Genomic DNA, 14,915 nt, shown 5'->3' on the forward strand with positions numbered 1-14,915 from the left:
GCATCCCATACCACAGGCCTTCGGTCATCTCCGAAGGCCTTTCCCCCCTCCTTATCCTTAATTTTGCGGCATCCTACGCAAAATTCCTAAACATCAGGTCACTCATCGCGTTTTTTTTGCCAACCATTATCCCGTATGGCGACCCGCCGCTGGCCGGCCGAAGGCGTTGCCGGTAAGGTCGGGGCAGGATCGGCTGCGAGGGAAACGCATGTTTAATCAACAGGGATTTACCTTGGTGGAATTAATGGTGGTAATCGCCATTATCGCCATGCTCAGCGCTATCGGCCTGCCCGGCTACCAGCGCTATCTGGATAAAGCCGCCATGACGGATATGCTGCAGATGCTGGCCCCCTATAAATCGGCGGTGGAGCTGTGCGCGTTGCAGCGCGGCGAGGTCCGGGAGTGCCAGGCGGGCCAGGACGGCATACCCGAGGGCATGGCCTCGCGTTATGTCGACCGGGTCACGGTGCAGGACGGCGTCATCAGCCTGACCGGCAGACAGGCGCTGAAGGGCCTGACCCTGGCCTTGACGCCCAAACGGCACGGCGACGGGCTGCGCTGGGGCAGCGACTGCCGCGCCATGGAGAACGCCCGGCATCTGCTCGGGCCTTGCCAGGCGCTGTTTCACATGGATGGCGCGGAGGAGTAGCGGGTGACGGCAACCTACGATGACACGGCGCTGCGGGATTATATCGACGCGCTGCTCAACCAGGCACAAGCGCTCAAGGCGTCGGATATCCATATCGAACCCACGGGCGCGGCCGAGTATCGCATCCGGTTGCGCGTAGACGGCCTGCTGCGGGAAAGCGCCAATTGCATGCCAATACTTGCTGCGCGCCTGCTGGTGTGCTTAAAGATGATGGCCCGGCTGGATATCGCCGAGCGGCGCCTGCCCCAGGACGGGCAATTTGTCTTCGGACCGCCTGACAGGCACTGCTCGTGCCGGCTCTCCACACTGCCGACGCTGCGCGGCGAGAAGCTGGTGCTGCGTCTGTTGCGCGGGGCGCCGGAAGATCTCGCCCTGGAGCGACTGGGCATGCCGGCGGCCCTGCGCCGGCGGTTCCTGCGCCTGCTGCACCGTCCCCAGGGATTGATTCTGCTCACGGGGCCGACCGGCAGCGGTAAAACCATGACGCTTTACAGCGCGCTGAATACCCTGGCGCGCGACAGGCTGAATATTTGCAGCGTGGAGGATCCGGTGGAAATGTCGCTGCCGGGCATGACCCAATGCCAGGTCAACGCCAAGGCCAGGCTGGATTTTCCGGCGTTGCTGCGCGCCCTGCTCCGCCAGGATCCCGATGTGGTCATGGTGGGTGAAATCCGCGATCGCGCGACCGCCGCCATGGCGGTTAACGCCGCCCAGACCGGTCATTTGGTACTGGCAACCCTGCATACCCGCTCCGCCGCGGATGCCGTGGCCCGTCTTAGCCAGTTCGGGCTGGACGCCGAGCTGGCGCGCTCCGCCCTGCTGCTGGTGATGGCGCAGCGGCTGGTCAGGCAGCTCTGCCCGCTATGCCGCCGCGAGGCAGGCGCGCCGGAACAAACGGCGCTGCGGCTGCCGCCGGGCTGGGCGCCTCGCCGTCAATGGCATGCCGTGGGTTGCGAACAGTGCCACCAGGGTTATGCCGGCCGGCGCGGCATTTTTCATTTGTTGCCGGCGCAGCCCTCCCCCCATGACGGTGCGTACCCCGAGGAAAGTCGCCAAAGCGGCCCATGCAATGCCGCACAGGCGGCAGGGCGTACCATGAACGACGCGGCGTTCAACCGCAAAGGCCGGCCAGGTCCCTCGGGACTTTGGCGCGCGGGCCTGGTATTGGCGGCGCGGGGAGTGACCTCCCTTGATGAGCTGGCGCGGGTACTGGGTGAACCGGCATGACCGGCTTCTGGCTTTACTCCTGGCGCGGCGTTACCTCCGCCGGGGAAGCCTGTGCCGGGCAGATCCTCGGGCGGGATAAAACCTCGGCGCGCCGGCAGTTGATCCGCCGGGATCTGCAACCGTTTCACCTGCGTACCGCCGGCTATCTGGGGGCCGGCTATTGGCGCAGGCATCAGCTTGCCGCGCTGACCGCCCAATTGGCGACGCTGCTCGGCGCGGGGCTGCCGCTGCGGGAGAGTCTGGAGCTGCTGGCGGAAGATCACCCGCGCGCCGGCTGGCGGTGCCTGCTGCGCCTGCTGGGCGAAAAGATCGAGCAGGGCCACACCCTGTCCCAGGCCCTGGCCGACTTTCCCCAGGTCTTCCCACCGGTTTATTGCGCCATGATGGCGCTCGGCGAGCTGACCGGCCGGCTGGATCGCTGCTGCCTGGCGCTCGCCGACCATGAGGAACGGCTCGGCAGGTTAACAAAAAAAGTGACGGGCGCGCTGCGCTATCCGGCGTTTATCCTGCTGATGGCAACGATGGTCATGGGGTTGCTCCTGGCATGGATTCTGCCGGAATTCTCCCGGCTCTATGCCGCCATCAATCTGCCCCTGCCCTGGCCGACCCGCTGCCTGCTGGCCGCAGCGGCAGGCGTGGAAGAGCATGCGCCGGCATTGTTTACCGGGGTAGCGCTGCTGTCCCTGGTTTACCGGCGGTTCTGCCATTACCATGACCGATGGCGGCGGCGCCTCCAGGCGGGGGTGTTATATTTGCCCGCGGTGGGGACGCTGCTGCGTCATCACGCGCTTTACCAGTTGTTCCAGACATTGGCCATGACCCACCCTGCCGGCGTGCCGCTGGATAATGGCCTGGAGATTGCCGCGCGCACCCTCGGCCATCCCTTGTACCGCGAGGCGGCGCTGCAATTACGGCGGCATATACAGCGGGGATATGCGCTGCATCAGGCGTTTTATCGCCATCGCCTGTTCCCGCGCCATTGCCACCAGCTTATCAAGACCGGCGAGTTTTCCGGCACGCTGGACGAGGTATTCCGCCGGCTGGCCAGCATGCATGAGGAACAGGCGCAACGGCGCGCCGACGCGCTGGCGCAGCTGGCCGAACCCCTGCTGCTGTTGATCATGGGCGCTCTGGTGTGCGCGCTGGTGATGGCGCTTTATCTGCCGCTGCTGCAAATGGGCGATCTGTTTGGCCACGGCTGACGCCGTCCCGGTGATGGGATGGTAATACGCAGGAACACGCCGGACCGGATCTGAGGCAGGCGGATGCAGACTTCAGGCGTGGGGCCGCAGGATGGCTATCATTCGCATGATAGCCATCTATGGGACCGCAACAGGCTACAGCTGGGTAAACACCTGGTTTTCCTGCTCGGCCACGCGGATAAAGGTGGTGCGTTTGGTCAGTTCTTTCAAGCGGGACGCGCCGACATAGGTACAGGCCGAGCGCAATCCGCCCAGGATATCGCGTATGGAGTGTTCGACCGGCCCGCGCAGCGGCAGCTTGACGGTTTTACCTTCCGCCGCCCGGTACTGCGCCACGCCGCCCACATGGCGGTTCATGGCCGACTCGGAGCTCATGCCGTAAAACAGCATGAATTTTTCGCCGTTTTCCTCCACCAGCGTGCCCTCGCATTCGTCATGGCCGGCCAGCATGCCGCCCAGCATGACAAAGTCCGCCCCGCCGCCGAAGGCTTTCGCCACGTCGCCCGGCACCGAGCAGCCGCCGTCGCTGACAATCTGGCCGCTTAAGCCATGGGCGGCGTCCGCGCATTCAATCACCGCCGACAATTGCGGGTACCCTACGCCGGTCTTGACGCGGGTGGTGCATACCGAGCCCGGTCCTATACCCACCTTGACGATATCGGCGCCAGACAGGATCAATTCCTCCACCATTTCACCGGTGACCACGTTGCCGGCGCAGATGACATTATTGGGACAGGCCGCGCGCGCTTTTTGCACAAAATTAACGAAATGCTCGGAATAGCCGTTCGCCACGTCGATGCAGATAAAGGTCAATAACGGCGACAGGGCCAGGATATGCTTCATTTTCACGAAGTCCGCTTCCGAGGTGCCGGTCGAGACCATGACATGCCGCAATACCGATTCAGGGGCCCGCGCAACAAAAGCGCGCCATTGCTCCACGCTATAATGTTTATGCACCGCGGTCACGACATCAAAGGATGCCAGGGCTTCCGCCATGCGAAAGGTGCCGACGGTGTCCATATTAGCGGCGATGATGGGCACGCCCGACCAGGAGCACCCGGGGTGCTTAAAGGTAAAGTCACGCTGCAGTTCGACGTCGGAGCGGCTCTTGAGGGTAGAACGCTTGGGGCGGATCAAGACGTCTTTAAAACCTAACTTGATATCTTCTTCAATACGCATAACGGTTTTTCCTGGTCAATGGCGACGGGTCGCTTATAAGTTTCGGGTACAGAATGCCAATTCCAGTGACGGTATCATACGCCGGATTATTCTTACGGCAAGACTGCGAAAACCGCCCGATATACGCTACAATCGTAGCAATTTACCTGCAAACGGGCAGAAAGGAATACAGTAAGGAGTCAGTAGACTGTATGCGTTATATTGTTGCATTAACAGGGGGAATCGGCAGTGGCAAAAGTACCGTGGCCAATGCCTTCGCCGCACTGGGTGCCACGATTGTCGACGCCGATGTTATCGCCCGCCAGGTTGTAGAACCGGGCAGCGACGCGCTGCGTGCCATACAGGCCCGTTTTGGCGCCGGGATCCTGCTGCCCGACGGACGACTTGACCGCGCATTGCTGCGCCAGCGCGTGTTCAGTTCACCCGCCGACAAGGACTGGCTTAACCGTTTGCTGCATCCGCTTATCCAACAAGAAACCCGGCAACAACTGGCCCGCGCCGATGGACATTACGTATTATGGGTGGTGCCGCTGTTAATTGAAAACCAATTGCAGTCCCAGGCGGACCGGGTACTGGTGGTCGATGTGCCGACAGAGATCCAGATTGCCCGCACCCTAAGCCGCGACGGCATCAGCCCCGACCAGGTCAAAAGCATTCTTGCCGCGCAGGTTTCACGCCAACAGCGTCTGGCCTGTGCCGACGATATTATAGATAATAGCGGGCGTCCCGAAGCGCTAACGGCCGAGGTGGCAAAACTGCACCGCCGTTACCTTCAGCTTGCGGCATCAGCAACCCGACAGGATGAATTAAAATGAGTGACGTCTACTCGACCACGGTGCTGTTTGAGCATCCGTTAAATGAAAAAATGCGCACCTGGCTGCGTTTGGAATTTTTACTGCAGCAACTGTATAACTATCCGACGTTGACTGACATCTCAAGCGCGTTGCCGTTTTTTCGCAGCGTCTCCGATTTGCTGGATGTGCTTGAGCGTGGCGATGTACGCACTGAAATGCTCAAGGAACTGGACCGCCAGCAGCAGAAAATGCTGCAGTGGGACGGCGTGCCCGGCGTCGACAGTGAGCGCGTCAGGGCGCTGCGCAGCGAACTCAAACAGTGCGCCGCAGTATTGATGGCCGCGCCGCGCCTGGGACAGGCGGTACGCGAGGACCGTTTAATCGGCTCGGTGCGCCAGCGCCTGTCCATTCCCGGCGGCTGCTGCAGCTTTGATTTGCCCGGCCTGCATATCTGGCTTCATCTGCCGCAGACCGTGCGCGATCAGCAGGTGAATCTGTGGCTGAAAACATTTGACCCGCTGCACAGCGCGTTAACCATTACGCTGGATTTGGTCCGGCATTCGGAACCCTTTAAAAACCAGATCAGCCTGAACGGCTTTTTCCAGGATAACGCCGAGGACGCCGATTTGCTGCGTATGCGCATCCCGCTGGTGTCCCAGCTTTACCCGCAGGTTTCCGGCCATAAAACCCGCTACGCCATCCGGTTCTTATCCCTGGACAGCGAAAACGGCGTGGTGCCGAACCGTTTGTCCTTTGAATTGGCCTGCTGTTGATCAATTGCGTTAAGATAACGGGTCGAGCATCGGTTGGCGTGACAGCCGACCCGATTTGCAAGGTTTCAGGAGTTAACATTGAGTGACGATATCATGGTAGTAAACTGCCCCACCTGCGGCGCGGACGTTGAGTGGACTGCGCAGAGCAAGTTCCGGCCTTTTTGCAGTAAACGCTGCCAGCTGATTGATCTCGGCGAATGGGCCGATGAGGAAAAAGTTATCCCCAGCGATACGCAGCTTACCGATAGCGAAGACTGGAGCGAAGATCAGCGCTGAAAGTGATATGGCCCCGGGGCGGGGCCGGATGCAGGTCAGGTCGCGGCGATAAGCTGGCGGATGATTGACGCATTGGCGGGCGGGAATTCATCGGCCCGCAGTTCCGCCTGGGGGCACCAGCGCACCGGCTGTCCCTCTTTGCCGTACGGCGTGCCTTGCCAGTCCTCGACCAGGAAAAAATAGAAGGCCATATCCCGATCGGCAAACTGGTGCTGGCTGGTGGCCAGCAGTTCGGCCCGTTCGACCCTGATGCCGGTCTCTTCCAGCAGTTCCCGTTTTAACGCCTGCTCGGGGGTTTCGCCCTCTTCCATTTTGCCGCCGGGGAATTCCCAGAAACCGCCCATATGCGAGTCCGCCGGCCGCTGGGCGATAAAGATCTGCTGTTGCGCATTACGGATAATGCCTACGGCAATGGTGCGAATAGTTATTGTCACAGGTACTCCGATAAAATCATCTCAGCACGGCTCAACGCCGTCACCCTAAGGCGACAGCGTCCCTAGCCTATCACTATTATATTATTGCTGTAATTTGCCGTGGCATTGCTTATATTTTTTACCGGAACCGCAGGGGCACGGATCGTTGCGCCCGACCTTGCGTCCCTCATGCACCGGCGTGTTGGCCAAGGCACCCACGTCGGCAAGCATCGGCTCGGGCTGGTGGCTAAGCTGCTGCTGGCGCGCCAGGCGCTCCGCCTCTTCACGACGCTGCTGCTCCAGGGCTTCCACTTCCTCGGGCATGCGCACCTGGACCTTGCTTAGGGTGCTGATGACTTCATATTTCAGCGATTCCAGCATGGCGGCAAACATGGCGAAAGATTCACGCTTGTATTCCTGCTTGGGATCTTTCTGGGCGTAACCACGCAGATGGATACCCTGGCGCAGATAGTCCATCGCAGCCAGATGTTCTTTCCATAAGGAATCAAGCGTTTGCAGCATCACGCCTTTTTCAAAGCTGCGCATCATCTCGGTGCCGACCACCTCCTCTTTACGCTTATACTGTTCCAGCGTTTGTTCCAGGATGCGCTCGCGCAGGGTTTCCTCGTGCAGGCCGGGCTCTTTATCCAGCCATTCCGCAATCGGCATATCCAGATCGAAATCGTCCTTCAGCCGTTTTTCCAGTCCCGGCACGTCCCACATTTCTTCCAGGGACTGCGGCGGGATATGATTGTCGAGCACGGTTTTCAGCACGTCCTCGCGGATGCTGATAATGGTCTCGCTGATATCGGCCACATCCAGCAGTTCGTTGCGCTGGCTATAGATAGCCCGGCGCTGGTCGTTGGCGACGTCATCGTATTCCAGCAGCTGTTTACGGATGTCGAAGTTGCGGCTTTCCACCTTGCGCTGCGCATTGGCGATAGCCTTGGTCACCCAAGGATGCTCGATGGCCTCGCCCGGTTTCATGCCCAGCTTGCGCATCATGCCGGTGACGCGGTCGGACGCGAAGATACGCATCAGGGCATCTTCCATCGACAGGTAGAAACGCGAGGAGCCGGCGTCGCCCTGACGGCCGGAACGGCCGCGCAGCTGGTTATCGATACGGCGCGATTCATGGCGTTCGGTACCGATGATATGCAGGCCGCCGGAGGCCAGCACCGCGTCGTGGCGAATCTGCCAGGCGGCTTTGATTGCGGCGATGTCCTCTTCGCTCGGGTTCTCCAGGTGGGAAATCTCCGCCTGCCAGCTGCCGCCGAGCACGATATCCGTACCGCGACCGGCCATGTTGGTGGCGATGGTCACGGCAAAGGGCGAACCGGCCTGGGCCACGATATCCGCTTCCATGGCATGGAATTTAGCGTTCAGCACCTTATGCTCGATGCCGGCTTTTTCCAGCTCGCGCGACACCACTTCGGATTTTTCGATGGAGATGGTCCCCACCAGCACCGGCTGCCCTTTGGCGGAGCAGGCCTTGATATCATCGATGATGGCGTCGATCTTTTCTTTTTCGGTCATATAGACCAGATCCGGTAAATCCTTGCGGATCATCGGCCGGTTGGTCGGCACCACGATAGTATCGAGCTTATAGATCGAGCTGAATTCAAAGGCCTCGGTATCGGCGGTACCGGTCATGCCGGCCAGTTTTTCATACAGGCGGAAGTAATTCTGGAACGTGATGGAGGCCAGCGTCTGGTTTTCGTTCTGGATCGCCACATGCTCCTTGGCCTCCACCGCCTGGTGCAGCCCGTCGGACCAGCGGCGTCCCGGCATGGTGCGGCCGGTATGTTCGTCGACGATGATCACCTCGCCGTCCTTGACGATATAGTCCACATCGCGCGAGAACAGCACGTGGGCGCGCAGCGCGGCGGTGACGTGATGCATCAGCATGATATTGGCCGGGGAATAGAGCGACTCGCCCTCTTCCATAATACCGGCCTGGACCATCAGTTCTTCAATCAGCACCAGGCCGCGCTCGGTGAGATTGACCTGGCGTGATTTTTCATCCACCGAAAAATGCCCCTCGCCCTGGAACGAGTCGGAGTCTTCTTTATCCTGGCGGATCAGGTGGGGAATGAGTTTATCCACCCGGATATACATTTCGGAGCTGTCTTCCGCCGGGCCTGAGATAATCAGCGGCGTACGGGCTTCATCGATAAGGATGGAGTCGACCTCATCCACCAGCGCGTAGTGCAGTTTGCGCTGTACGCGCTCTTCCGGACTGAACGCCATGTTGTCGCGCAGGTAATCGAAACCGTATTCGTTATTGGTGCCATAGGTAATATCGGCGGCATAGGCGGCGCGTTTGGCCGGAGCCGGCATATTCGGCAGGTTGATGCCGACGGTCAGCCCGAGGAATTCAAACAGCGGACGGTTGTTTTCGGCATCGCGCTGGGCCAGGTAGTCATTGACCGTGACCACATGGACGCCCCTGCCGCTCAGGGCGTTCAGGTACGCCGGCAGGGTGGCGGTCAGCGTTTTACCTTCACCGGTGCGCATTTCCGCGATGCAGCGGTCGTTAAGCACCATGCCGCCCTGTAGCTGGACATCGAAGTGGCGCATGCCGAAGACGCGTTTACTGGCCTCGCGCACCACGGCAAAGGATTCCGGCAGTAAGCTGTCGACGCTTTCGCCCTTCTCCAGACGGGCGCGGAACTCCACGGTCTTGGCGGCCAGCTGCGCGTCGCTCAGCTTTTCCAGCTCCGGCTCCATCCGGTTAATCAGTTCAACGGTTTTGCTCATGCGGCGCAGGGTACGATCGTTGCGACTACCAAAAACTTTTGTAAGCAGTTTAGATAACATAATTATTTAAATCTCGTCACGGCCGGCGCTGATTATCAGGCAGCGGCCAATAGATGCGTAAGGGGTATAAAAAGTCCGTGATATACGGTTAGCTGAGGCGGAGGGGTCCGGCGCGAATTCCCTGTACCTGCGCCAGGCGAATTCCTGTACGATGATCGATAACGGGCCGGTAGTCCGCCCGGGCGATATGACGAATGACGGCCGGCAGCTTGGGCTCGTGGGTCAGCAGGGCGCTAAGGGAGCTTAACAGGACCTGGCGCTGTAGGTTTAACGGGGCGGCATTGTCCGCCGTCAATGCAGGAACGCCGGCGTGCTGCGCCACCCAGGCAATGGACAAATGGCGGATGACCGTGCGAATGGCATGCTGATGCCAATAATCCACCGTAAACGACGGACGGCGCTGGGCGTCCTTCAGCAGGGCCAGGTGGGTAAAGCCGGCGTGACAGGCGTTTTGCCGGCTCAGGCTTGGCAGGGTATTGGCCAGCTGCGCCTGCTCCTGCCCGCTGTTGAGGGCATAAGGCACGCCAAAGCCGGCCGCGACCATCCCCAACAGGAGATGCGGCCAGAAATAACGTCTGCCAAATTGTCGCCAACAATTTAAAATACCCATTACTTAATGCATTCCGCCGGAGTTGTTATGCGCGACAGTCGTCCACAATCCATTGATACCCTGTTTACTGTTCTTGCGACGCCGGAGCGCCAGACCCTGCAGCAAATCCAGCAACGCGCCGTGGCGCTGTTAAAGCTGAACCAGGCAGTGGCCGCGCTGCTTCCCGCGCCGATGAAACCCTGGTGTCGCGTAGCCAATTTCAGGCAAGGGGTATTGGTGCTTGAAACCGCCAATGCCAGTTGGATGATGAGGTTACGCTATGAACAATCACGGTTATTATCCGCTTTACGAGCGCAGATTCTACCATCATTGTCATCCATCGACATCAGGATTAACCCGACACTGGCAACAAAAGGGCATTTGATCACGCAAAACAGCAGCGAGCGGCAGATAAAGGATCAGGGGGAGGACATAAAAAGACGCAGGCTAAGCCCGCAGAGCGCCGAGGCGATTCGCCACCTGGCGGCCCGCAGCCCCGAGAAGCTGCAAAAGCTGCTCGAACGGCTGGCAGGGCTGGCCGGAGAAGGTGCCAACCCCACCCGTCGTGGGAAATAACAGTCCGTTAGAGCGCTAAATACCCGTGCGTCAGGCAATCACAAACGAGGGCGCGGCAAATGCCAGCGGCATTTCGGCTTCGTCTTCGAAGGTCACCATTTCCCAGGCTTCCTGGCGGGCCAGGACGGTCTGCAGCAATTTGTTATTTAATGCATGGCCCGGCTTGAACGCCGTAAACGAACCAATGATATTGTGGCCGCACATATACAGATCGCCGATACCGTCGAGCATTTTGTGGCGGACAAACTCATCCTCAAAACGCAGCCCATCTTCGTTCAGCACTTTATAATCATCAACCACGATGGCGCAATCGAAACTACCGCCCAGGCACAGGCCCCGGGACTGGAGGTATTCGATGTCGCGCATAAACCCGAAGGTGCGCGCGCGGCTGATTTGCCGCACGAAAGACTCGGCGGAAAAATTCAGGCAATAACGTTGCGAGCTTGCATCGATCGCAGGATGTTTGAAATCAATGGTAAAATCGAGCTTGAAACCATTAAACGGCGTCAGTTCAGCCCATTTATCGCCATCTTCAACGCGAACCTTGTCCTTGATGCGCAGGAATTTCTTGGCGCAGTTAAGCTCCTCGATTCCGGCGTCCATCAGCAGATAGACAAAGGGGCTGGCGCTGCCGTCCATAATAGGAATTTCAGGCGCATTGACTTCAACGATGATGTTGTCGATGCCCAAACCTGCCAATGCGGCGTTAAGATGTTCGACGGTGGAGATACGAACATCATGCTCATTGACCAGACACGTGCAAAGCATGGTATCCCGCACCGATTTAGCATCCGCCGGGAAGTCCACCGGAGGATTCAAATCCGTGCGGCGATAGATGACCCCGGTGTTAGCCGATGCAGGGCGCAGGGTCAGTTTTACCTTTTTACCGGTATGTAAACCAACGCCTGTGGCCTGCACAATACGTTTCAGTGTCCGCTGTTTGATCATCAGTTTATCTCGCAATGTTATCCATACCACCGACACATTATAGGCTAACGTCGGTGGGGCAGTTTAGCACAAAGAGCGGAGATTCCCAATTTCGTCTGATTTAGTCGGCCTGCTTGCGCAAAAACGCCGGGATATCCAGGTAATCGGGTTCCTTGCCGGCCTGCGAGTTTTGCTCGTTGACCGCCTTGGCCGCAATTTTCTGCTCTTGCTGTATGGGCGACATGCCGTGATTATGCTGCTGATAGCGGTTTTCCATTATCGGCTGGCTGTTTTGCTTATTGGTCACCAGGGTAATTTCAGGACGCTTGTCCATGCCGATACCGGTGGCCACGACCGTCACACGCAGCTCGTCGTTCATATCCGGGTCAAGGGAGGTGCCGATGACCACGGTCGCGTTGTCGGAGGCGAACGCGCGGATAGTGTTACCCACGGTTTCGAACTCGTCCAGACGCAGGTCGAAGCCGGCGGTGATATTGACCAGTACGCCGCGCGCGCCGGACAAATCGATATCTTCCAGCAGCGGGCTGGATATCGCCATTTCAGCCGCTTCTTCCGCGCGATCTTCGCCGCAGGCAACGCCCGAGCCCATCATGGCATAGCCCATTTCGGACATGACGGTGCGCACGTCGGCGAAGTCGACGTTCATCAGACCGGGACGGGTGATCAATTCCGCGATACCCTGCACCGCGCCTTTCAGTACGTCGTTGGCGGCGCCGAAGGCGTCCAGCAGCGAAATACCGCGTCCGAGCACCTTGAGCAATTTGTCGTTGGGGATGGTGATAAGCGAGTCCACGTGCTTGGACAGCTCGGCGATCCCCTGCTCGGCAAACGCCATGCGCTTCTTGCCTTCGAAATTAAACGGCTTGGTCACCACGGCCACGGTCAAAATGCCCAATTCCTTGGCCACTTCCGCCACCACGGGCGCAGCCCCGGTGCCGGTGCCGCCGCCCATGCCGGCCGCGATAAACACCATATCCGCGCCTTCCAGCGCCGCGCGCAGCGCTTCGCGATCTTCCTCGGCGGAATTGCGACCCACCTCGGGATTGGCGCCCGCTCCCAGACCTTTGGTGATGCCGCCGCCAATCTGGATGGTCTGGCCGACCGCGGTTTTACGCAATGCCTGGGCATCGGTGTTGACCGCAAAAAATTCCACGCCTTCGATGCGTTCGCGCACCATATGCTCAACGGCGTTGCCGCCGCCGCCGCCGACGCCGATGACTTTAATCACCGCGTCGTTGGTTAATTCCATAGGTTCAAACATAGTTTCTCTCCGTTTTGTGCCTGTCGCATCGGAGCCAGCCGCCTGCACAGCATGACCCCGCAAGTAAACAATTAAAACTCTTTCCTCAGCCAGCTGCTGATGCGTTTGACCCAGTTGCTTACCGAGGTACGTTTTTCCACTTCAATCTCACCGCTCAAATGAGACTCTTTACCGTAATGCAATAACCCGACAGCGGTAGAATAGTACGGTGCCTGCGCATAATCCGTCAGACCGGTAATATTCAGCGGTTGTCCAATACGCACCTGCGTATGGAACACCCGTTGGGCGCAGGCCGCCAGGCCGTCGATTTGCGCCGCGCCGCCGGTTAACACGATGCCGGCGGCCAGATGATGCTTAACCCCTTGCTGGCGAAGCTGCTCCTGCAGTTGCAGGATTTCGTCGTTCACCAGGTTCAATAATTCCGTATAACGCGGCTCAATCACTTCCGCCAGGGTCTGCCGTTGCAGACTGCGCGGCGGACGGCCGCCAACGCTTGGGACTTCGACGGTTTCGTCTTTGCTGACCGCCGAGCCCAGGGCGCAGCCGTGGCGCACCTTGATGGCCTCAGCGTCGGCCGGCGGCGTACCGAAGGCATAGGCGATATCGCTGGTCACCACGTTGCCGGCGTACGGTATCACCTTGGTATGCCGCAGGGCGCCCGCGGTATAGACCGCGATATCCATGGTGCCGCCGCCGATATCCACCACGCAGACGCCAAGTTCGCGCTCGTCCTCGGTCAGTACCGCGTAGCTGGACGCCAGGCCGGCGAAAATCAGCTGATCCACTTTCAGGCCGCAGCGCTCGACGGCTTTAACAATGTTCTTCGCCATATCATTATGGCAGGTTATCAGATGAACCTTAGCCTGCATGCGCACGCCGGATAAACCGACCGGATTTTTGATGCCTTCCTGGTAGTCGATGGCATAATCCTGAGGTATCACATGCAAAATCCGGTGTTCGTCGCGCACCCGCACGGATTTGGCGGTATGCACCACATTCTCCACATCTTCCTGCGTAACTTCTTCTTCTGAAATAGGAACCATCCCTATTTCGTTCTGGCAACTTATATGCTTGCCGGATAATGCCAGGTAAACCGAGGAGATTTGGCAATCCGCCATCAGCTCGGCCTGATCGATGGCGCGCTGGACGCATTTCACCACCGATTCGAGATCGTTTACGCCGCCTTTATCCATACCCCGGGAAGGGCAGCTGCCCACCCCGATAATATTGACCATGCCATCGGGCAGAACTTCCCCTACCAATGCGGCGACCTTTGCCGTACCGATCTCCAGTCCAACTACCAGTTTTCTGTCCGTCGACTTGATCATTATTATTTAGCCTGTACCTGATTCTGTTGCGAAATACTATTTTGCTGCTGATCGATAAACGCCGGCGCCCAGCCTACCGCGACTCCCGCGTCATAGCGCAAATCCACATAGCTGATGCGTTTGTTATCGGTCCGGGCCTGCTGGAGTAGAACCGGATAAATCCCGATAAAGCGCTGCAAACGCCGGGCCCGGTCGTCGCGGCCCAATTCCAGCCGGATATCATCCGCAAGCGTCAGCTGCCAGGAGTGCCGTGCGCTCATACTGACCGTTTTTAACTGAAATTTATGGGCGGTCATCACGTCATTCATGGTGCGGTAACCCGTCAGCACATCCTGTTCGCTGCCTTCCGGTCCGTACAGCATCGGCATGGGCTGGTTGCCGATACGCTCGGCGGGAACGCTGAAGGCCTTGCCGCTGGCGTCCAGCATATGCAAATCGTTCCAGCGCGCCACCGGTACATATTCCACCAGGTGGATTTTGAGTTCATCGGGCCACTGCTTGCGCACGCTGGCCTGCTTGATCCACGGCAGCCGTTCTATCTGCTGCTGGATGACATTGACGTCCTGGGTCATAAACGTGCCCGGCGCGCCCAGCGCCAGTATCGCCTGGCGGATATCATCGTTGGTGGTGTAATAACGTTGTCCGGTAACCACCAGCCGGGAAAGCGGCAGACGATGCGCGTCTTTCATCCAGCCGACCACCATCCAGCCGCCCCAGACGATGGTGGCGAGCACCATCATCAGGAATATCAGCCCCGCCAGCTGGCCGCCGTTGCTGCGCCCTGTGGCGGCGCTTTCAGCCTCGCGGCTGCGGATGTTTATCGCTGCCTGGGACATATATCAGCCCGCCACGCTATCTGCGGGCCGCAACGGCACGCGGT

15 protein-coding genes are annotated in these 14,915 nt (G+C 59.2%); 7 read left to right on the forward strand and 8 right to left on the reverse strand.

Features of this window, described 5'->3' with window-relative positions; genetic code table 11:
* Nucleotides 1-208: 208 nt before the first annotated feature.
* From ppdD to hofC, 3 genes are read left to right on the forward strand one after another with little or no spacing between them, the layout of a single operon-like run.
* Nucleotides 209-649, forward strand: coding sequence for a prepilin peptidase-dependent pilin (gene ppdD, locus ACL2XG_RS11340; protein ID WP_410016402.1), 441 nt, complete (start codon nt 209-211; stop codon nt 647-649).
* A gap of 3 nt (nt 650-652) precedes the next feature.
* Complete coding sequence (locus ACL2XG_RS11345) at nt 653-1,876, forward strand: ATPase, T2SS/T4P/T4SS family (protein WP_413722144.1); 1,224 nt, start codon at nt 653-655, stop codon at nt 1,874-1,876.
* Nucleotides 1,873-3,078 carry a protein transport protein HofC gene (gene hofC, locus ACL2XG_RS11350; RefSeq protein WP_410016404.1) on the forward strand — a complete coding sequence of 402 codons (1,206 nt, stop codon included), beginning with the start codon at nt 1,873-1,875 and terminating at the stop codon, nt 3,076-3,078. The genes ACL2XG_RS11345 and hofC overlap by 4 nt, the downstream gene beginning before the upstream one ends.
* 135 nt (nt 3,079-3,213) lie before the next feature.
* On the opposite strand, the gene ACL2XG_RS11355 is transcribed toward hofC, so the two are convergent.
* Nucleotides 3,214-4,257: a GMP reductase gene (locus ACL2XG_RS11355; RefSeq protein ID WP_410016405.1), complete on the reverse strand. Its 1,044-nt coding sequence runs from the start codon at nt 4,255-4,257 to the stop codon at nt 3,214-3,216.
* Between the two features lie 191 nt (nt 4,258-4,448).
* Here ACL2XG_RS11355 and coaE point away from each other — a divergent pair, with 191 nt between their 5' ends.
* The 3 genes from coaE to yacG all read left to right on the forward strand — a co-directional run bounded on the left by coaE (nt 4,449) and on the right by yacG (nt 6,100).
* Nucleotides 4,449-5,072: a dephospho-CoA kinase gene (gene coaE, locus ACL2XG_RS11360; protein WP_410016406.1), complete on the forward strand. Its 624-nt coding sequence runs from the start codon at nt 4,449-4,451 to the stop codon at nt 5,070-5,072.
* The gene (gene zapD / locus ACL2XG_RS11365) at nt 5,069-5,824 is read left to right on the forward strand and encodes a cell division protein ZapD (protein ID WP_410016407.1); all 756 of its coding nucleotides are present in this window, start codon (nt 5,069-5,071) and stop codon (nt 5,822-5,824) included. The genes coaE and zapD overlap by 4 nt, the downstream gene beginning before the upstream one ends.
* Before the next feature lie 93 nt (nt 5,825-5,917).
* Nucleotides 5,918-6,100, forward strand: a complete 183-nt coding sequence (gene yacG / locus ACL2XG_RS11370) for a DNA gyrase inhibitor YacG (protein WP_410016623.1) — start codon at nt 5,918-5,920, stop codon at nt 6,098-6,100.
* Between the two features lie 35 nt (nt 6,101-6,135).
* On the opposite strand, the gene mutT is transcribed toward yacG, so the two are convergent.
* The 3 genes from mutT to secM form a co-directional block, all read right to left on the reverse strand.
* Entirely contained in the window at nt 6,136-6,528 is a 393-nt protein-coding gene (gene mutT, locus ACL2XG_RS11375) for an 8-oxo-dGTP diphosphatase MutT (RefSeq protein ID WP_410016624.1), read from the reverse strand.
* An 87-nt stretch (nt 6,529-6,615) separates the two neighbouring features.
* Nucleotides 6,616-9,333 carry a preprotein translocase subunit SecA gene (gene secA / locus ACL2XG_RS11380; RefSeq protein ID WP_410016408.1) on the reverse strand — a complete coding sequence of 906 codons (2,718 nt, stop codon included), beginning with the start codon at nt 9,331-9,333 and terminating at the stop codon, nt 6,616-6,618.
* A gap of 88 nt (nt 9,334-9,421) precedes the next feature.
* Complete coding sequence (gene secM, locus ACL2XG_RS11385) at nt 9,422-9,943, reverse strand: secA translation cis-regulator SecM (RefSeq protein ID WP_413722143.1); 522 nt, start codon at nt 9,941-9,943, stop codon at nt 9,422-9,424.
* 27 nt (nt 9,944-9,970) lie between these two features.
* Here secM and ACL2XG_RS11390 point away from each other — a divergent pair, with 27 nt between their 5' ends.
* The gene (locus ACL2XG_RS11390) at nt 9,971-10,498 is read left to right on the forward strand and encodes a DUF721 domain-containing protein (protein WP_410016410.1); all 528 of its coding nucleotides are present in this window, start codon (nt 9,971-9,973) and stop codon (nt 10,496-10,498) included.
* Nucleotides 10,499-10,528: 30 nt separating this feature from the next.
* Here the strand turns inward: ACL2XG_RS11390 and lpxC are convergent, their stop codons facing one another.
* The 4 genes from lpxC to ftsQ form a co-directional block, all read right to left on the reverse strand.
* A complete protein-coding gene (lpxC, locus tag ACL2XG_RS11395; RefSeq protein WP_410016411.1) occupies nt 10,529-11,446 on the reverse strand; it encodes a UDP-3-O-acyl-N-acetylglucosamine deacetylase in 918 nt (305 codons plus the stop codon).
* A 100-nt stretch (nt 11,447-11,546) separates the two neighbouring features.
* Nucleotides 11,547-12,707, reverse strand: coding sequence for a cell division protein FtsZ (gene ftsZ / locus ACL2XG_RS11400; protein WP_410016412.1), 1,161 nt, complete (start codon nt 12,705-12,707; stop codon nt 11,547-11,549).
* A 71-nt stretch (nt 12,708-12,778) separates the two neighbouring features.
* Nucleotides 12,779-14,035: a cell division protein FtsA gene (ftsA, locus tag ACL2XG_RS11405; RefSeq protein WP_162363969.1), complete on the reverse strand. Its 1,257-nt coding sequence runs from the start codon at nt 14,033-14,035 to the stop codon at nt 12,779-12,781.
* A 2-nt stretch (nt 14,036-14,037) separates the two neighbouring features.
* Nucleotides 14,038-14,871 carry a cell division protein FtsQ gene (ftsQ, locus tag ACL2XG_RS11410; RefSeq protein WP_410016413.1) on the reverse strand — a complete coding sequence of 278 codons (834 nt, stop codon included), beginning with the start codon at nt 14,869-14,871 and terminating at the stop codon, nt 14,038-14,040.
* Between the last annotated feature and the right edge of the window lie 44 nt (nt 14,872-14,915).

This window comes from Sodalis sp. RH24 (assembly GCF_047324145.1).
Classification (GTDB): Bacteria; Pseudomonadota; Gammaproteobacteria; order Enterobacterales; family Enterobacteriaceae; genus Acerihabitans.